Origin of the sequence: Microcoleus asticus IPMA8 (genome assembly GCF_013179805.1) — a bacterium.
In the GTDB taxonomy this organism is placed as follows: domain Bacteria; phylum Cyanobacteriota; class Cyanobacteriia; order Cyanobacteriales; family Microcoleaceae; genus Microcoleus; species Microcoleus asticus.
On the sequence record NZ_SRRZ01000003.1, the window covers coordinates 41,748 to 61,438 of the forward strand.

A 19,691-nucleotide genomic window follows, 5' to 3' on the forward strand; every position below is an offset into this window, starting at 1 on the left:
GCGTTAATGCTTTATCTAAAAAACTTAGTATATCATCCTACAGCCTGTCCAAATGCTATTCTGAAAAATATTAACTTAGAACTTCCCTCGCAGCAAATGGGGCTGATTGTCGGTCGCAGCGGTTCTGGCAAAAGTACGCTATTAGAAATATTAGCAGGTTTAGCAGAAAAAACTAGCGGCGACATCCGTTGGCGGGAACAAGAATTAACACCGGAACACTTGCAACAGTTAGGAGGGTTAGTGTTCCAGTTTCCAGAAAGGCATTTTTGCGGCGGCACAATTTTAGAAGAATTGCGGTTGGGGCATCCTGAATTGGGACAAGAACAAATTAACTCAGCAATGGCAGAAGTGGGGCTCGGACATTTGCCGCTGCGCGCTTCCCCCCACGCTTTGAGCGGCGGACAACAGCGGAGGGTAGCCCTAGCAGTGCAGTTAATTCGGCAGCCGCATTTGCTACTCTTGGACGAACCGACGGCGGGTTTGGATTGGTCGATGCGGCGGCAGTTGGTAAGCTTGTTGAGCAAGTTGAAAAGTCACTGGACTTTGTTGATTGTTACTCACGATGCTAGCGATTTGCTGAGCGTTGCTGACCGATTTTGGACTTTAGACCACGGGGATTTGCAGGAGGTCGATCGGGCTAAGCTAGAAGCTAAGGAAACGAGTTTTGTTAGTCATTAGTCATGAGTCATTAGTCATTAGTTAGTGCGGGCGGGTCGATCGCATTGTGAAGCATTTTTGGGCGAAGAGAATTTGCATAGTTTAGGAAAAAGTGGCAATACAAGATGAATCAGATTACAATGCCTGTGCTACCGGAGATGAACGAGTTGTGGCAAAAAACGCTGAATTGGCAGCCGGATGAGTCGCAGGAACAACAATTTCAGCGACTTTATGAGTTAATAGTCGAGGGAAATCGCTCCTTGAATTTAACTCGAATTACTGAGCCGATGGAGTTTTGGGAAAAACATTTGTGGGATTCTCTGCGGGGAATTGCGAGACTGCTGCCAGCTAATCACAATTCGGCGGAAAATCCCGAATTGTCCGCCGAGCCGGTGCAGAAAGCGATCGACATTGGGACTGGTGGGGGTTTTCCGGGGTTGCCGATCGCGATCACCCTGCCGCATTTATCAGTTACTTTGCTCGATTCTACTCGCAAGAAAATTGATTTCTTGGAAACAGTTTTGCCGTCTTTAGGCATAGAAAATGCTGCGACTTTGTTGGGCAGAGCCGATGAAATTGCCCGACAGCCGCAGCACAAACAAGCTTATGATTTAGCAGTTCTCCGAGCTGTTGGAGCCGCTCCTCTCTGCGCTAAATGCGCGCTGCCTCTGCTGAAAAATGGTGGTTTGGCGGTACTTTACCGTGGGAATTGGACGGTGGAGGAAGAAACGGAGTTGCAAAGGGCGATCGAGCATTTGGGCGGTAAAGTTGAGTCAGTAGAAGCATTCACAACGCCGACGAGTCAGGGGGCGCGGCACTGCGTTTACTTGCGGAAAGTTGTACAGCAGTTCGAGCGTCCCGTGCGCTAGCTATAGCCGTTTTTCAATACTAACTATGCTTGCCAATAAGATTGCACTTGTTACAGGTAGCTCGAAAGGAATCGGTGCTGGCATCGCCCTGGAATTAGCAAAATCGGGTGCGGATGTTTGTGTCAACTATTGCGATTCTCAAACGTCTGCGCGAGAAATAGTCAACCAGATTCACTCTGTAGGCCGTCGCGCTATCGCGATTCAAGCAGATGTCTCACAGCGCGACCAAGTGGAAAGGATGGTCGATAGGTGCGAGCAAGAACTGGGTCCAATCGATATTCTAGTGACAAATGCGATCGCCAGCGTCCGAAACACTTTGCTAGAAACTAAATTTGAGGATTTACAGCGGACACTAGAAATAGGGGTGTACGGTGTGTTTCACGTATGTCAAATAGTCGCCCGCCGTATGGTGGAAAGGAAGGCACTCGGCTCGATTATCCATATCTCATCCCCGCACGCTCATTTTCCATATCAGGGCGCTATTGACTACAACACCACCAAAGCAGCCTGTCATCACCTCGTTCTTTCTATGGCCAATGAACTGATGTGGCACAAAATTCGGGTCAACATCCTAGAGCCTGGGTGGACTGACACTCCGGGTGAGCGGCGCTGGTACACCGACGAATTGCTTGAGTCGTTCAGCCACCGAATGCCTCTTGGCCGGATGGGATTTCCGCAAGACTTAGGCAAAGCAGCAGTTTTCCTGGCATCTGATGCGGCTGGCTACATCGCGGGCAGCGTGTTAAAGGTAGATGGTGGACTGTACATTGAAGGCAGCCCGAGTTTGACCTCAGAATCTCAAGATAAGTAGGTAGGTGGAATTAAACTGAACCATCTAACAGTATGGAAACATTGCTCAGTCAGCCACGCTTAAGGCTCAGGATATTTTACAATCATTTAACTTAATTGCGTTTTACAGCTCCTACCTACTTAAAACAAAGTTTGTTGTTGGGCTGTCTGCGCTCGATCGCAACAACAAACTTCGTTGAACTAGGCGCTCGCCTGTTCGTAGCGCTTGTTAATTTCCGCCCAATTAACAACATTCCACCAAGCTTTTAAGTAGTCGGCGCGCAGGTTTTGGTATTTGAGATAATAAGCGTGTTCCCAAACATCGTTACCCATAATTGGATAGTTGCCATCTATCAAAGGCGTGTCTTGATTGGCCGTAGTTGTAATCTCAAGTTTGCCTGCTTTATTGCGGACTAGCCAAACCCAACCGCTGCCAAAACGCTTGGCGCCGGCATCGTTAAATTTTGCTTTAAAATCGTCAACACTGCCGAAAGTTTGCTTAATTGCTGTGGCAATTGCCCCTGTCGGTTCGCCGCCGCCGTTGGGAGTCATGATTGCCCAAAACATACTGTGATTTAGGTGTCCGCCGCCATTGTTGCGCACGGTTGTGCGAATATCTTCCGGCACTTTGCTCAAATCTCGCAGCATATTTTCCGCAGTGATATTTTTGAGTTGCGGGTATTTGCTGACAGCATCGTTGAGGTTTTTAACGTAAGCGGCGTGGTGTTTGTCGTGGTGAAATTGCATTGTCCGCGCATCGATGTGCGGTTCTAAAGCATTGTATTCGTAAGGCAAAGGCGGCAGTGTAAAAGGCCCGGGAGTTTGGGCTATCTTTGGGCTTTCTGCAACTGGACTTGCTTGCGATACATTATTTCCTGACGCTTGGCAAGCACCTGCGGTAATAGCTCCGACGGTGGCTGTCACTAAATACAAGAAATCTCGGCGTTTGAGAGTCATAAAAAGTACCTAAGTGAATTATTAACTGTTTTATCTCAGATTAAAGCAAAATGGGAGCGAGTTTAGAAAAAAAGTTCGATCGCCCGAATGGATGAGACGGATGGGCGATGGTTGTGAGAGTTTCTCAAGTATAGGCTAATTGTGTGCGCGTAACTAACTCACGTGCTCCGGTTCCCCAACCCGGTTTCTGTCTCGAAACCGGGTTGTTTTTTGATTATTCTTGGGACAAGCGCTGGATGGCTTCGCCTCCAAAAAGCCGATCGGCTGCTTGAAGAATACCGGGAATTTTAGCAGCGTGGGGACTGTGGGCGAGAGGGCGGCGCAAGTCTAATTCATCAAGGCGATCGGCTTTTTGGCCGGGGAACCAGTGGCCCGCATTACCTAAAAGGTTGTAGCGCATCTTGCAATAGTCGATCGTATCGTAAGCCTGCGCCAAATTCCACAGCCACAGAATCACATAAATATTAATACCTCCGGGAGTATTTTCTATAGTTGGTAAACCGACGTGCCAAGTCTTAAACCAATCTTCTCCTAATTTATTAATTGCTGCATCTTCCAACCTGGCTAATATCGGTGGCAAAATTTCATCAGCTATATCTAACAATTCTACAGCTTTCAGATGCTCGTTAAAATCTTCAGGTTTGGCTGCGCCTAAACTTAAAGTGTGTACTTGCGGATGCGACAAGCAAAACAAATCGTTAAACACCATCGGACTCAGCGGATAGCACAAGTCTACCAATTTTTGCGGCGGGCTGTAAAGTTGACCGCCTTTGTCGGAAGGACTGATAATAAAAACGCCCATATCGTGACGTTTAGCAGCTTCAATAGCCGACCAATTACTTTGATTTATGTAGTACCAGTGCAAGTTAAGATAATCAAATTGATTGGTTTCAATTGTTTTGACAATCACATCCGTCGGGCCGTGAGTTGAGAAACCAATAAACCTAACCTTGCCTTCTGCTTGCAACTTTCTCGCCACATCCATGCAGCCGCCCGGACGCATAGACTCCTCTAGCAATTCCAACGTATTAATGCCGTGTAGCGACAGTAAATCGACGTATTCCAGTTGCAAATAAGCTAAGGATTTATCAAATTCTTCGCGAAACTCTTGGGAGTTTGGTTTGGGACTAATTTTCGTTTGCACTATCAACTTTTCGCGGGGAAACTTGGGAAAAATCGATCCCAGTTGCATCTCAGAAGTGCCGTAACCGCGAGCGGTTTCTATGTGATTTATGCCGCATTCAACCGAGTAGCGAATCGTCGATTCTAGATTTTGTTGATTGTCTGGCGGAATTTCATTGGCTGGCACGTCTTGCCATTTGTACTGATATCTCATGCCACCGCAGGAAAAGACGGGCATGGATAATTCTGTGCGACCGAATCTGCGATATTGCATCATTATAATCAAAGTCAAAACTATAGCAGAAGGAAGTTCGGCAACGGATGTAACGGATGTAACGGATGTAACGGATGTCAGGAAGAAGGAAGATGTAACAATCGCAAGGGTTTCGCTGATTAAGAACTTCTTAATAGTCTTGGCGGTTGCTATAGGGTAAGAAACCTTGTTTTTGGTATTTTTGCGGGTGGTAACTCCCATATTACAGCATTCTATTGAACAGGCAAGATGCCTGTTCCACAAATAGTTTTTGACCACCAGCGGGCCAGTTTTGACTATTTAGAAATCTCCCGTACTACGGGTTTTCCGTCTTTGATTTCGCCGACTAAAACCAAATCTGTACAGTCTACAAACAAACCATTTTCTAACACACCGGGAATGTTATTCAAGCTTTTTTCCATTTCTCCGGGGTTGGCAATGTCATCAAATTTGACATCAATTACCATATTACCTTGATCGGTAATTACCGGGCCTGCTTTTTTCACACCCATGCGGAGTTCGGGTTTGCCACCCAATTTTTCAATGGCGCGCATCACTGGTGTTAATGCCATCGGTATAACTTCGATGGGAACGCGAAAAGTCGAACCCAATTTATCAACCATTTTGGAACCGTCAACTACTACAATAAACTGAGTTGCGAGGTAATCGACTACTTTTTCGCGGGTGTGGGCTGCGCCACCGCCTTTAATTAAGTTGAGGTGGGGATCTACTTCATCAGCGCCGTCAATAGCAACATCAATTTTGTCAATTTCATCTAGTGTTGTCAGCGGTACTCCGTACTGTTTGGCTAACACTTCTGATTGAAAAGATGTCGGCACTCCTTTGATATCTTTGAGTTCACCTGATTTTATGCGATCGCCCAATGCTTGAATAGTATAAGCTGTAGTTGACCCCGTGCCGAGTCCGACAATCATACCAGATTTTACGCGATCGGCTGCTGCAAAGCCGACTTGCTGTTTCATCACTTTTACGGGATCTTGTTCTGTGGTCATGTTCGGTACTCCTCAATAGTTTTAAGATTATACCATTTAATGAAAATCGGATTTCTCGATACCTACACTTGGGATTACAATATTGAAACTCCTTACTGCAAACCTTTGGGCGGCACTCAGTCGGCTATTTGTTACTTAGCTGAGGCTTTGGCTGCACAGGGAAACGAGGTATTTTTGCTTAACAATACTTCCGAGTCTGGGATGTCGCGCGGCGTTGATTGCAGGCGCAGGGTGGGGGACAAATCTAATTTAGAATTGCTGCGAACGCTCGATTTTTTAGTTATAGTCAATGTAGTCGGCAAAGCGCTGGAAGTTAAGCCGCTTTTGGGGCATCGCACTAAGTTAATTTTGTGGATTCATAACGAACCGGGTTTTGTATTCCTCGAAAATTTAAAGAATGAGCAAGAAATCAATGCTTGCGATGCCTTTGTATTTGTCAGCGACTGGCAGCGCGAGCAATTTCACCGGCGCTTTGGGATTGACTCGAATCGCAGTTGTGTTTTAAAAAATGCGATCGCACCTTGTTTTGCTAACATTTTCGCCGATAATATTTCTATCCTCTCTTATAAATCTCGACCGCCAATTTTAGCTTACACCAGCACTCCATTTCGCGGACTAGATATTTTGTTAAAAGTATTTCCCGAAATTCGTCAAGCTGTCCCCGGAACCAGATTAAAAGTATTTTCAAGCATGAAAGTACACCAAATAGACGACAATGATAACCAGCTTTTTTTCGGTCAACTTTACCGCCAGTGTCAGGAAACAGAAGGCGTTGAGTACGTCGGTTCCGTACCGCAACCCGAACTCGTCCGGCAACTGCGTTCAGTCGCGGTTTTAGCTTACCCGAATACCTATTTGGAAACCTCATCTATTGCCGTGATGGAGGCAATGGCCAGCGGTTGCCGGATTGTGACGAGTGAATTGGCAGCTTTGCCGGAAACAACTGCTGGATTTGCCCGTCTAGTTTCAATGTCAGGGGTGGAAAATTTTGCATCGATAACTAATTGGAAGCGGGCTGGTAAACCAGATTGGGAGGGATATACAAGGCGGTTTTTAGAGGCGATAGTCGGAGTTTTAAATGAGGGAACGGGTGCGGGCGGCGCAACTGCTGAAAATCATCTGAGACAGCAGGTAGAATATATAAATCGAGGGTGTACTTGGTCTGTGCGATCCCGACAGTGGGTAGAATGGCTGAATAGTATTACTGTACAACCTGTAAGAATGGCAGAGCAAATGATAACGGATTCGTTGGTGGATTTAGAAGCAGCTCAAGCTTATTTTGTCAAGGGAAATCGGCTGAAAGATGCAGGCAGGCTTGATGAGGCGATCGCAGATTACAAGAAAGCTTTAGAGTTTAACGGGGAAGATGTCGAATCTCACAAAAAGTTGGCGGAAGTTTATGTTTTGCAAGGAGAATTTGAAAGTGCGATCGCCTGTTGCAATCACGCTCTTAAATTCAAACCAAATTTTGCTCCGGCTTATTTGACAATGGGCAATGCCCTGCACGCTCAAGACAAGCTGGAAATGGCAATTAAAGCTTATTTGCAAGCTTTAGAAATTCAGCCGAGATTTGCCGAAGCTAGCGCGAATCTCGGCAGTATGTATTACAAGTTAGGGCAATTGGAACAGGCAGCAAATTATTACCAAAAAGCTCTCGCCATTAATCCTAAATTGTGTTCGATTAATTTGATGCTGGGCAGCGTTTTGCAGCAGCAAGGAAAGTTAGATACAGCAATTGCTTGCTATGAAAAAGTGCTGCAACTGCAACCGGGAGATGCCACCGCTGCTGAGAAACTATCGAGTTTGATCTCACAAAAAGAGCGGGAAACTACCGACAGCAAATTTATCGAATTAGAAACAGAATTAGAGGAACAGCAACCAGTATCTGTCAACAAAGATGAAGGTTACGGCTTGCAGCCTTCGAGCATCAATTTGCCGCCAGCGCCCACCACTGAGACTTTAAATACTCCGTTTACAAACCCCGCCGAAGTTTCCGAACAAGTTACCTCGCTCAATGTTCCAGATAGCGGGCAAGTTGCCAATTTTCAAGAAGTAGAACCGTACAAAAAACTGGCAGAACAGTTTTTAGTTGAAGGTAAAATTAAAGAGGCGATCGCCGCGTGCCAGCAAGCGATCAAAATCCGACCAGATTTCATTCACGCTTACGTCACTTTAGGCAATGCTTTGCAAGCAGTAGGCAAAGTTGAAGCTGCCATTCGTTCATATTCTCAAGCCCTAGAATTGCAGCCAAATTTTGCGGAAGTGCGGGCCAATATCGGCAGTATGTATTTCAAAATGGGGCGTTTGGAAGAAGCGATCGCCCATTACCAGCAAGCCATTGCCCTCAGTCCAGATTTAGCGGGCGCTCACTGGAATTTAGGGAAAGTATATCAGAAACACGGCAACATCGCAGCAGCGATCGCCTGTTTTAAAAGAACATCCGAACTCAACCCGCAGCTAGTCGGCGCAGACTTCCACTTTAACTTAGGTAATCGACTTTTCAGCGAAGGAAAGCGCGACGAAGCCATCGAAAGCTACGAAAAAGCGATCGCCATTAAACCGGATTGGGCCGAAGCTTACGGTAACATCGGCAGCGCGCGATCGCAACAAGGCAATCTCGACGCCGCCATCGCTTACTATCAAAAAGCTGTAGCTTTAAAGCCGCAATTAGAAGTTTTGCACTTCAATATAGCCAACTCTTTTTTACAGCAAAACAAGTACGACGAAGCAATTACTAATTACCGCAATACTCTGAAAATCAAGCCCGATTGGCCGGAAGTTCACGCTAACCTCGGCAGTTGTTTTTCCATGCAGGGACGGCTGGAAGAAGCTTTAGCCAGCTATCAGCAAGCTTTGGCATTAAAACCGGATTGGGCAGAGGTTTACTGCCGCATGGGACACATTCAGAAACAAGATAAGCCGTTGGAGGCGATCGCCAATTTTGAAAAGGCGATCCAATGCAACCCCAAATTCAGCGAAGCCCACCAACAACTGTGCGACTTGCTAAGCCATTCCACCAACCTTGCCGGAGCCCGCAACGTAGCCGACAAATACTGCGAAAACTGCGGCGATGTCGCCCCAGTCATGTCAGCTACAGCCTACGTCTTTTCCTACCTGCAATCCGGTGTCAGCAAACAGGCTATTCAAAAACTCGAAGAAATCGAAAAACTCTGCTACGAAAAGGTGGAAAGCTTTAGCGTAATCGAACTAAAACTGCTCTACGAAATATTCCTGTTTGCAGTTTCTCACCTGCGAGACAACCGCGAAAAAAATGCCAGTTTCTACAGACTAATTGCCAAAGAATACTACAAAAAAGCCGTCCCGCTGCGGCAACAAATTAACAGAATCAAGCCAGCCACTTACCAAATCAAACAACAGCCTTTAAAAATCGGCTTTCTTTCCAAACACTTCCGCCGCCACTCGGTAGGCTGGTGCAGCGAAGCTTTAATCCGCGAATTAAGCCGCATTACCCCCCACGTTCACCTTTACGTCACCGGGAAACTCAATCGAGATGAAGTTACGCAGCGGTTTGAAGAAATGGCGGGCAAGTTTTACTGGCCTAAAAAATATCCAAACGGCTTTGCTGATGGCGGCGAAATCTTTGCCGAAGTAGCGCAAGACAACTTGGATGTTTTGATAGACTTAGACTCTATGACAGTGCCAACAAATGTCGAAGTCTTATACCAATATCCTGCGGGAATTTGCGTTTCTTGGCTAGGATTCGACGCACCATACATTTCAGATAATCACTACTTTCTGTGCGACGAACACACTCACCCCCCTGGTGTTGAAAAAAATTACTTAGAACAATTAGTGAGATTGCCTGTTTGTTCGGTAGCAATTGGCGAACTGCAAAGCATTCCTGTGAACCGAGAGGCGATTAGAAATGCTCTCGGAATTGGCTTGGATCAAATGACTTATCTGTGTGTAGCGCCAGGGAGAAAAACCAATCCCGAAATGGTACGAGCTCAAGTTAAAATCCTTAAGGAAGTACCAGAGAGTTTGTTAATCCGCAAAGGTCAAGGCGACCCCGATGTTATTCACAGCACTTACCGCGAAGAATGCGAAATTCAGGGAGTAGATTTTGCTCGGATTAAGTTTATAGGGCAAACCAGAAGTGAGGAAGAACACCGGGCTATTTATTATGTAGCCGACGTGCTTTTAGATTCCTATCCTTACAACGGGGGAACTCACAATTTAGAGGCTTTGTGGGCGAATTTGCCAGTGGTAACTCGATCTGGCGACCAATATCTTTCGCGGATGGGTTACGCTTTTATGAAAAGTGCAAATCTTGATGTTGGTGCGGCTTGGAGTTGGGAGGAATACACGCAGTGGGGAGTTAAGTTTGGCCGCGATGCGGGTTTGAGAAATGCGGTGAAAGAGCATTTAGTAAAATCTAAACAGCCAGAATATCTCGCCCCTTTATGGAATCCTAAAAAGTTGGCTGAGGATATGTATGAGGTGTTTCAAAAACTGTTAGCTAAATAGATTAGTCATTAGTCATTAGTCATTAGAAGGAAAAATTTCCGCATCTGCCACTCTACTCCTCTTTCTGTGAAGTCTTGTAAAAATCTTCGTGGAAATGCGTAAAAATTCCGCGCCGAATCAGATTAATAGATAGCTAATTCATAGTACCGCGATCGCACTAACTTTATGCCAGTTAGGGCGATCGTTTTTTTAGTAATACCAGTTTCAAAAAAAGAATGCAACTGTAGACAAGCTCCAAACCAACAGCTTCATCAGTAATTCCCAAATCTAAAATCTAAAATCTAAAATCTAAAATAACCTGACTACTCACTAATCGCGATCGCCACTCGATCTCGCCCGCCAGACTTAGCTCGATAAAGTGCCTTATCCGCCGCTTCAATCAGCATTTTCGGGGAATGTTGACTTTCCGAAACGCCCGCAACTCCCAAGCTGAGAGTCACGCAATCGCTGACAACAGACTTGATGTGGGGAATTGCCAAGGCTTTGACGCGGCTGCGGATTCCCTCAGCAACAGCCTGTGCAGCCACGATATCCGTATTTGGCAAAATTATCCCAAATTCCTCGCCGCCGTACCTAGCAGCCAAATAGAGGCGTTCTGCAGGTGCGTTCGTGCAAGCATCCCCGATCGCCCGCGCCACTTGCTGCAAACAAGCATCCCCGGCTTGGTGGCCGTAATTGTCGTTGTAAAGTTTAAAACAGTCAATGTCGCACATAATCAAAGATAGCGGTTCCGAAGAGCTAGACTGCTCCCATTCCCCGTTTATCACCTCATCAAACCGGCGGCGGTTAGCTAATTGAGTCAGACTGTCCAAATTCGCCAACCCGTCCAACCGCTGGTTAGCAGCAGCTAACTGTTGGTAAAGTAAAGATTGTTCGATCGCGATCGCCACTTGAGTACCCAACTGACTCAGCAAATCCATATCAAATTGCTGCCACTGGCGGGGTCCCGAACAGTGGTGAGCAATCAGCAAACCCCACAACTTCGGCACTTGACAAGAACCGTTACCTTCCCGAGGTTCCATTCCCTGCTGGACAATCGGCACTACCAAATTTGCCTTCACCTGACACGCCGCCAAAAAATTAAGGTGACACTCGCTCAAATTAGAAGCATGAACATCCTCTATGGCGCGAATGCGGCCCTTTAAATACTGTCCGATGTAAGTATTAGCAAAACAGCAATCGTCAATTGGCACCCCCTTCAGTGGAATCCATCCTTCTCCAACCGACTCCACCACCACATCTCCATTCCAGTCGGGTCGGAAGCGGAAAACCAGGACGCGATCGGTTGCCAAAAACTCCCGGACTTCCGCTACTGTAGTGTTGAGAATATCTTGGAGATCCAGAGAAGAACGGATGCGCGATTGAATCTGTGCGATCAGGCGTTCCCGTTCTATTTGTTGCCGCAGCGCTACTTGGGCTTGCTTACTTTTAGTAATGTCCCGACCTTCCGGCAGCAGCAATACTATTTTGCCAGTTTCATCCGCGACCGGTTTGAGAGAAAAATCAACAATTGCCGTCCGATTTGCACCTTGAAGTTCCACTTCGTAGCGAACAAATTCACCTTTTGCCGATCGAGAAATCGCATCTTGCAACTGTTCCCGCACTTCCTCAGAATCTCCCCACCACGGCAATAGCCAAAACGGTCTATTTGCCACATCCCGCAGCTTAATTCCCGCGAAATCCAGAGAAGTTCGGTTAGCTTCCAGCAGAGTGCCGTCCGGTTTCAACAAGCTCACAAATTGGAAAGAAGAATCAAAAATTGCCCGAAAGCGCCTTTGAGAATCTCCCAACATTGCCGTCACCTTTGCGCGAGAGGTAATATCGCGGAAGCGCCACACCCTGCCAATAATATTTTGTCCGACTCGAATCGGCTGCGTGTAGCGCTCAAAAGTTCGGCCGTCTTTAAATTCAATAATATCGCAGCCTTCGGACTCCGCATCGCTATAAATTTCTTTAACTCTCTGCAAAAAAGCGCTCGGATCTTTAACTTGCTTAGTGAGAAATGTCAGCCTCACCGTTCTATCCATTGAGTTTCTAACTTCTTCATAAATTCCCCACATTTGGACTAACTTTTCGTTAAAACTAATCAGTTCTCCGGCGGTAGTAACGGCGAGGATGCCGTCTGCAGTTGCTTCCAAGGTAGCGTGCAGCAGAGAGCGCGATCGCTCTAATTCTGCTGCGATTAATTTGCGTTCCGTGAGGTTTCGCACTGCTTTCACCTGCACTAAACGACCTTCCCACAATACGAATTTGCTGCGCACATCAGCGGGAAAAGCAGTTCCGTCTCGCCTGAGAAAAATAGTTTCACAGACTGTATTGGTGGCCGCTGAAATCATTTGCGCTGCTTGTTTGTATGATTTCGGCGACAGCAGTTCCAGCAAGCTCATTCCCGCCATTTCCGCAGGTTCGTAACCGAACAGCTCGGCAAAATTGCTGCTGACGCTCAAAATTGTGTCGCGGTCAGCCACGGCAACTGCTTCAAAATAAGCTTCGGATTCAAGCAAGCTCGGTACTACTGTATTCCTGCCATTTTCGCGGCGGGAGTAGCTGTTGCTAATTAGCTGTTTCAATTGCATATTTGCCGAGTACAAAGCGGCCATAGCTTGCCGGTACAAGGCAGTACGTTTATCGACTTTTTCTGCGAGGCGATCGCGATATTCTCGCAGTTCTTTTTCCACTCGAATTAAATCAGTAATCTCTACTGCAAACACGATCACGCCAGCAACTTTACCTGTTTCGTCGCGGTAAGGTATTTTATCTGTCCGCACCCAGCATTTTTGACCCGAGACAGTTGGCAGCAGTTCGACTTTACCCTGTTTGGGAAGACCGGAATTGATTACTTCCAAATCTTCTAAATAATATTGCTCTGCTTCATCTGGATATATTTCATAAAAAGATTTACCTTCTAATTGAGCTGCGGGCAAACCTCTCGATGCAGCGGCAGCTTGATTAATTCGCAGCAGGCGGCTTTCGGTATCTTTGTACCAAATCATCGCCGGCACGGAATCAAAAATAATTTGCTGTTCTTGTTGCTGCCGGCGCATTTCTGCTTCTGCTTGTTTTCTTTTAATTATTTCTTGTTGCAGTTTTTGGTTGGCTTTTTTTAGTTCAGCAGTGCGTCTTTCTACTCTTTCTTCTAGTTGGTCGTAGTATTTGGTCAGCAAGTTTTGCTGCTGTTCGCGTCGCATTGCTTCTAATTTAAAGCTTTCGCTAACTGACAAACTTGACGATACAAAATCTGCTAATATTTGGGTAAATTCCTGTTCTTCTTCCGTCCAATCGCCGTCAGAACCGTGGCGTTCGGCGCTGACTATTCCCGCCATTTGACCTGCCAGCACAATCGGTACGTTTAACAGGGAAGTCGTGGTGCCCCAATCGGCAAAATAAGAACCGACAAGTTCTCGCGTTCTCGGGTCATTTTCTGCTGCCACAGTTGCGATCGCACTTGCGGAGCTTAAAGCTTGAAAATATGCCGGACAGTCGGCGGCTGTGATGATTATTTGTACGGAATGGAGTTTAGTATTTTGTTCGTAAAGGTCGATGCAGTGAAGATGCGTTTTGTCTTCGCCGTACAGCCAAATACTGGCTCGATCGCAGTTGACAATACTGACAGCAGTTTCTGTTACTTCGCGGATGAATCCTTCTAGATTGTGGCGTTGTTTAAGTTGACTTTTGGCTAATTCTGCGATCGCCCAAGTTGGACTGCGCCAATTTTCTCTCTGTTTGGGTGGCACCGATAGCCTCGATGACTGCGAAGCGGTTTTAATTTCTTCGCAAACTAACAGTACAGCCGGCAGTTGGAAATTGGCAATTGAGCGACCATTGGTATTTTCCTCTATTTTCCAGTCAACCGCAAGCATTGCGCGCGCGGTTGCTTTTACCGCGATAATCCTGCCGTCTTTGCAAGTCAAATTACCTTCCCAACAGGCAACTTTTGGAATTGCCGTACCGTTTTCCGGCTGGGCCAATCCGGCAAATTCTGCCTGCATTTGCCCTTGCTCTTGGCAGTAAAATATGTTAAAAATTGAATGACAAATTAATTCCTGCGATTTGTATACGAGGCGCGACTCGCCGAATTGATTGAGCGAAAAAATTCTTCCCAAAGCGTCTAGGACGAAGTAAATGCCAGGAAAATTGTCGTAGAGAGTTAGATACCAATCCTGTTCGACTTGTTGACCGTACGAAAGTTTGGCTGCCGCGAGCTCGCCCTCCGTGTCGGTTAAGTGAGAATTGTTGGTTTCTGGGTTGCTTGAATTACTTTTTTTAGCAAACACTTTTAGCTTAACTCGACTGTAATTAATTTTACTTTCTGGAATTTAACTTTCTTGTGAAACTAAATTAAACCTGTTGTTTGAAAAAAGTTACAAGTTGTAATAAATTTACAACTTGTCCAGCACCCTGCTTTTCGCTTCCCAATGCAACCACTTTGTTTGTTTGTAGTTGGTAGACCGTCTGCCGGCGATATTTCCCGCTAGTTGCAATGCCAGCAGGTTTAGCTGCAATTACCCGGTCTGTACTTTTAGCATCCCAGACAATCGAAAAAAACGGCAATCAATAGTTTTAAGTATATATGATAACACTCAAATACCTAGTATTGGGACTGACTTACTTGGGATTCGGTTTGGGATATTTGCCGGGACTGCGGATGAACCGGGCGGCGGTGGCAATTGTCGGGTCAGCTTTGGCGGTGGCTTTAGGGATACTGGATCTCAAAACTGCTTGGGAGGCAATCGACCCAGGTACGATCGTTTTTTTGCTGGGAATGATGATCGTTAATTCGGCTTTGGGAGCATCGGGTTTTTTTCAACTCGCTTTGGAGTTTTTAACTCGCTTTACTCGTTCTCCTTTCGGCATTATGGTAGCCATTACTTTTGGCAGCGGCATTCTATCGGCATTTTTTCTCAACGACACTACTGCTATTTTGCTCGCCCCTTTAACACTGAGTCTTACTCGCTCTTTGTCTCTCAATCCTATCCCTTATCTTTTGGCTTTAGCCGGAGGTACTAATTTAGGTTCGGTGGCGACTGTGAGTGGGAATCCGCAAAATATTCTCGTCGGTTCTTTTTCGGGAATTAGTTATTTAGAATTTGCCCGGTCTCTCGCACCGGTAGCTTTAATTTGTTTGCTGGTTCAAGTAGCTTGGCTGTGGTTGCTTTATCCAGAAGTGCGTTCTTGCAAATCTTTGCCGGAGGTTCCCCAAGTCCGCTATCGATTGTTCAAACCTTTACTAGCAAAAAGTTTGTGGGTGACAGCAGGACTTTTAGTAGCTTTTTTGGCGGGAGTACCTTTAGCAGAATCTGCTTGGATTGCTGCGAGTATATTGTTAATCACTAGGCGTGTCAAGTCCGATCGCATTTTGCAAGGCGTTGACTGGAATTTGCTAGTGATGTTTGCGGGATTGTTTGTGGTTACTAAAGCAACTCAACAACTGGGTTTGTTGGACAATTTAACTAATTTGACTGGTACGCCGCTGAGTTTGTTGGGAGTAACAGTAATTCTTTCTAACTTAATTTCTAATGTACCGGCAGTGTTAGTTCTGCAATCGGTGATTGTCAAAACAGATACACAAGCTTGGCTGTTGTTAGCGGCGGGTTCTACTCTAGCGGGTAATTTAACTTTGTTGGGTTCTGTGGCTAATTTAATTGTAGCTGAAGTTGCAGGAAAATCAGGCGATTATTTGACTTTTAAAGAACATTTGCGGTTCGGGCTGCCGCTGACTTTCGTTACTTTGGGAATAGCTTATTTTTGGCTCTATTAAAAGGCGATAATTCCGGCACGATCGTGCTCATACAATTAAATTTTAGCCTCGCGCTTTTACCTGTGCCAACTGGATTTGTTTTCCATGAACCGCAGAGGGCGCAGAGGGGAGATGAGAAGAGAATAGATGAGAGGGAAAGAGGTAGGTTGAGAAATCCTTGCAGATTTCGGTATAAAGTCTTTAGGTTTCTGTTTGGCGCACAACTGCAAAACTCGCGATTTTCCAAGGCTCTATCTTAAATCCTCGTCCTTCGGGCAACTTTTCAGACAAATTGGCAGGCCGTTCTAACAAATCTACTGCCTCTACAATTTCTAATCCCAAATCACTCTTGAATTCTAACACAGTCTCTTTTCCCTCGGATTCGCAACACCGCAAAATCCACACATTAGAATCGTCTTGCGATTGTTTGAAAGCCATCAACACTAAATTTCCGGCGGACAAATCTAAGAACTTGCCAACTGCCGGCAGAGTCTTGCGGTCATTTTTCTCTAACTTGGGTAACACCTTTACTAGCAGCGGCAAATTCAACTCGTAGCCGCGCCGAACTGTGCCCGCCTCTTGCCAATTTCCAGCATGGGGATAGACTGCACAAGTAAATTCCGAAACTCCTACATCTGCTTGTTCATCGGGCCAAGTCGAACCCCGAAGCAAAGTCAGCCGAATTCGATTCGGTTGAAGGTCGCAACCGTATTTGCAATCATTGAGCAAACTCACTCCAAAACCGTCATTGCTGATATCAGTCCAGCGCAAAATCGGCACTTCCCATTTTGCTTTTTCGGCGGGTGTTTGCGGCTTGGTTGTACGTGCGATCGCACCGCCGGGAATTTCGCAAGTTGCAAAATCTGCTTCTACATTTAACCCAAAGGCTGCTTTTACTAAAACGTGAGTTTCTTGCCAATCTGCAACTGTCTTGATTTTCAGCAGAGGCGAACCTATTTCTACTATATAATCTTGGCAAAACTCCGATTTGCCAATTTGTCGGGCTACGCGCAAACTCTGCCGTATTTCTCCCTGCTCTACCCAAGAAATATCTTTGAGTATCGGCGCAGGTAATTGATGTGTTTCATAATTTGGATCGATATTCCAAGCATCCCAATATTGACCGCTGTCTTGAAATGCTTGCAGTTGATTCCCGCCTGCTGCATTCAAGACTTCTCTGTTATTTACTTTATCCCAAATGCTGGATAAATCCCCGGTTTTTCCGTCTACTGTTGCCCGAATAAATTCATTTTCTACAACCATTTCTGCGGCTGCAAAATGCGTTTCTTGACCAGGTGTGTTTTTTTGCGCTATACCGTATGTAAGTTCTGATAACTCTGTCTTTTTTTCAGTTTCTGGACTCGCGGACGCATTATCTACAGTTTCAGCATCTTCGCGACACAGCCAAAACAACTGGTAGCCAACGGCGGGGAGATTATTTGCCCAGAATAACAGTGTAGATTGCGATGGGAGTCGATCGCCCCTGACAATCTGCGAAGCCAGTGGCTGTCCTGAAAAATCGTAAATTTTCCAAGCTGAATCAGCCACATCGGGAAGCGGTACGGCGACAACCTCAGAGCGCGACCAATTGAGGGTATTGAAAATCAAAATCGGTTGAGCGTCGGGCTGCGGAGGATTCGGCAGAGAAATTTGAGCCGAGATTGCATCCAAAGATTTTAGCAGGATTTCGCGACAAGTGCGATCGACCTCGGCAAAAGCTCGATTAGCATCCGCGTAAACTTGGGCGATCGCAGAACCGGGCAAAATATCGTGAAACTGGTTAAACAAAATTTGTTTCCAAGCTGATTCTAATTCTGATTTCGGATAAACCGCTCCAGTACAAATCGTTGCCAGCGAAGACAGCAACTCCGCTTGGTAGAGCAATTCTTCGCAGCGGCGGTTTTGGCATTTTTGGTCCGCGCGAGTCGTGTAGCAACCCCGGTGGAATTCTAAGTACAGTTCGTCTTTCCAAACGGGGAGAGTGCGGGGAATAGTTTTGAGTTGTGAGATGGGAGGATTTGCATCCTTCATTGCCGACAATTTTGACAATTCTCGCGCCCGCAAATTCTCCTGATTGTCCGATTCTAGAACATCGCTTTCTGTCCTAGTTGTCGCAACTTCTGGCAAAAACTGACTCTCAATCAAAGACAAATAATCAACCGCTTTCGCAAACTCCAACTTCGGGAAAAAAGGCGACATTTTCCAGCGTTTCGCCACCTCCAACATATCACGAGTCGGGCCGCCGCCGTGGTCGCCAACCCCAGGCAACCAAAGAGCATCTTGCAAACCAGTCTTAACTTGCCAGTCAAAAGCATAACTTGCCATTTTCACAGATTCTATACTTTCGCCAATTGGAGGAGACATCATACTAAATATTTTAGTACCGTCTAACCCTTCCCACCAAAATGCACCGTGGGGAAATTCCGTTGTATCGTTCCACCGCAACTTTTGTGTCACAAAATAATCAACTCCACCTTGCAGCAAAATCTGAGGTAATTGCCACCCAAAACCGAAAGTATCCGGTAGCCAAGCCACCCGCATCAATTCCCCAAATTTTTCTTTTGCATAACGCTGTCCGTAAAAAACTTGCCGCACCATTGATTCAGCGGAAATCAAGTTTAAATCCGGTTCTACCCACATCCCGCCGACAACTTCCCAGCAACCCGCCGCCACCTGTTTTTTAATCGCTGCAAATAAGTCCGGCCGATGTTCTTCCATCCAAGCATAAAGCGCGGGAGTTGAATGGCAGAAAATCAAATCGGGAAATTCCGATTGCAATTTCAATACCGACTCAAAAGTTCGCTTTGCCGCTTCCCAAGTTTCCGGGACAGGCCACAGCCAAGCTAAGTCTAAATGAGCGTGACCGACCAAATAAATTTTACCTGTATATATAGATGTCCGATCGCCACTTTCTCCTATATATATAGATGTAGCTTTGCTATTTTCTCCAAGCTCTAAAACCGCATCTTTTCTTCCTCTCTCTGTAGTTTCTGCGGCCTCTGCGTTTCCCTCATCTAAATCCCCAGAAAAAGTCCGCAGATATTCCAGTAAATTGTGCCGCAAAACCGACAGCGATCGATCGAACTTTTGGCGATCGCTCACCGCCGACCAATCAATCAAACCAAGCGCCAAATCAATCTCAGATTTCAGCGTTTTCCCCTTGACAAACATGGGGCTATTTGCTATTGTTTCAGTGGAGAGGTATTGGGAATTTACATTTTCTAAATTTCGACTTAGCGAATTTTGCAAAATTTCTAATTCGGCAGCCACAAAACCCGGATCGAAACAACAAGAGTCAGCAGCTTCGTACAAACAAATCGATCGCACTAAAGCACCGCTATCGTGACCCGGACTTACCAACCGCAAAATTACTAAAAATTCATCTCCGGGATTCGCCGACGAACTCAACAAAACTCGATCGGCAAAATCAAATAAATCTCCCTGTCCGACTAACTCGCCGTTGACAAAAATTTGAGCATCTTCTGCCCACCAAGTCAAGCCCAGCAGCAACCGCAAACCAACCACAGGATAGCCGTCCAAACTGTCAGGAATTACAAATTGCTGGCCCAAATACAAAACTTGTTTCCCCGACGGCCACGCAATATGTCCTTTGCTGTTAAGTTCGGCAACAGGGCTGTTACAAATATTTACCGAAGAGACAGCCGAGTCAGAATCGCAGTACCTCCAGCCAGACTGAACCTCCACTTGGCTGAGGCGGCGCAACTTTTCGACAGTGGCAGAAATATTATTGCTAGCAGGTGACACAGAAGCGCTCATATTTCGCTAAAATAAAACTTGTGTAAGGA

General features: G+C 46.0%; 11 protein-coding genes. 6 read left to right on the plus strand and 5 right to left on the minus strand.

Translation table 11 applies throughout. The features are described 5' to 3' along the window. Positions 1–6 precede the first annotated feature (6 nt). The 3 genes from E5S67_RS01435 to E5S67_RS01445 all read left to right on the plus strand — a co-directional run bounded on the left by E5S67_RS01435 (position 7) and on the right by E5S67_RS01445 (position 2,337). On the plus strand, positions 7–678 hold the full coding sequence (locus E5S67_RS01435) for an ABC transporter ATP-binding protein (protein WP_172184743.1): 672 nt from the start codon (positions 7–9) through the stop codon (positions 676–678). A 104-nt stretch (positions 679–782) separates the two neighbouring features. Then, positions 783–1,526 carry a 16S rRNA (guanine(527)-N(7))-methyltransferase RsmG gene (gene rsmG, locus E5S67_RS01440; RefSeq protein WP_172184745.1) on the plus strand — a complete coding sequence of 248 codons (744 nt, stop codon included), beginning with the start codon at positions 783–785 and terminating at the stop codon, positions 1,524–1,526. Positions 1,527–1,551: 25 nt separating this feature from the next. After that, positions 1,552–2,337: an SDR family NAD(P)-dependent oxidoreductase gene (locus tag E5S67_RS01445; RefSeq protein WP_172184747.1), complete on the plus strand. Its 786-nt coding sequence runs from the start codon at positions 1,552–1,554 to the stop codon at positions 2,335–2,337. Between the two features lie 179 nt (positions 2,338–2,516). Here the strand turns inward: E5S67_RS01445 and E5S67_RS01450 are convergent, their stop codons facing one another. After that, on the minus strand, positions 2,517–3,272 hold the full coding sequence (locus E5S67_RS01450) for a Fe-Mn family superoxide dismutase (RefSeq protein WP_246276574.1): 756 nt from the start codon (positions 3,270–3,272) through the stop codon (positions 2,517–2,519). A 214-nt stretch (positions 3,273–3,486) separates the two neighbouring features. Continuing rightward, entirely contained in the window at positions 3,487–4,671 is a 1,185-nt protein-coding gene (locus E5S67_RS01455) for an aldo/keto reductase (RefSeq protein WP_216670129.1), read from the minus strand. Between E5S67_RS01455 and E5S67_RS01460 the strand changes: the two genes are divergently transcribed. Continuing rightward, entirely contained in the window at positions 4,631–4,828 is a 198-nt protein-coding gene (locus E5S67_RS01460; protein ID WP_172184669.1) for a hypothetical protein, read from the plus strand. The two genes, E5S67_RS01455 and E5S67_RS01460, sit on opposite strands and share 41 nt — an antisense overlap. Positions 4,829–4,943: 115 nt before the next feature. Here E5S67_RS01460 and rpiA read toward each other — a convergent pair whose 3' ends face one another. After that, positions 4,944–5,660 (minus strand): ribose-5-phosphate isomerase RpiA, encoded by a 717-nt coding sequence (rpiA, locus tag E5S67_RS01465; RefSeq protein WP_172184749.1) that lies wholly within the window; start codon positions 5,658–5,660, stop codon positions 4,944–4,946. Positions 5,661–5,699: 39 nt separating this feature from the next. Here rpiA and E5S67_RS01470 point away from each other — a divergent pair, with 39 nt between their 5' ends. Beyond that, complete coding sequence (locus E5S67_RS01470; RefSeq protein ID WP_172184751.1) at positions 5,700–10,148, plus strand: tetratricopeptide repeat protein; 4,449 nt, start codon at positions 5,700–5,702, stop codon at positions 10,146–10,148. Between the two features lie 302 nt (positions 10,149–10,450). Here E5S67_RS01470 and E5S67_RS01475 read toward each other — a convergent pair whose 3' ends face one another. Beyond that, positions 10,451–14,422, minus strand: coding sequence for a PAS domain S-box protein (locus tag E5S67_RS01475; protein WP_172184775.1), 3,972 nt, complete (start codon positions 14,420–14,422; stop codon positions 10,451–10,453). Between the two features lie 296 nt (positions 14,423–14,718). On the opposite strand from E5S67_RS01475, the gene E5S67_RS01480 reads away from it, so the two are divergent. Further along, entirely contained in the window at positions 14,719–15,906 is a 1,188-nt protein-coding gene (locus tag E5S67_RS01480; RefSeq protein WP_172184778.1) for an anion transporter, read from the plus strand. A gap of 180 nt (positions 15,907–16,086) precedes the next feature. On the opposite strand, the gene E5S67_RS01485 is transcribed toward E5S67_RS01480, so the two are convergent. After that, positions 16,087–19,662, minus strand: a complete 3,576-nt coding sequence (locus E5S67_RS01485; protein ID WP_172184780.1) for an alpha-mannosidase — start codon at positions 19,660–19,662, stop codon at positions 16,087–16,089. Between the last annotated feature and the right edge of the window lie 29 nt (positions 19,663–19,691).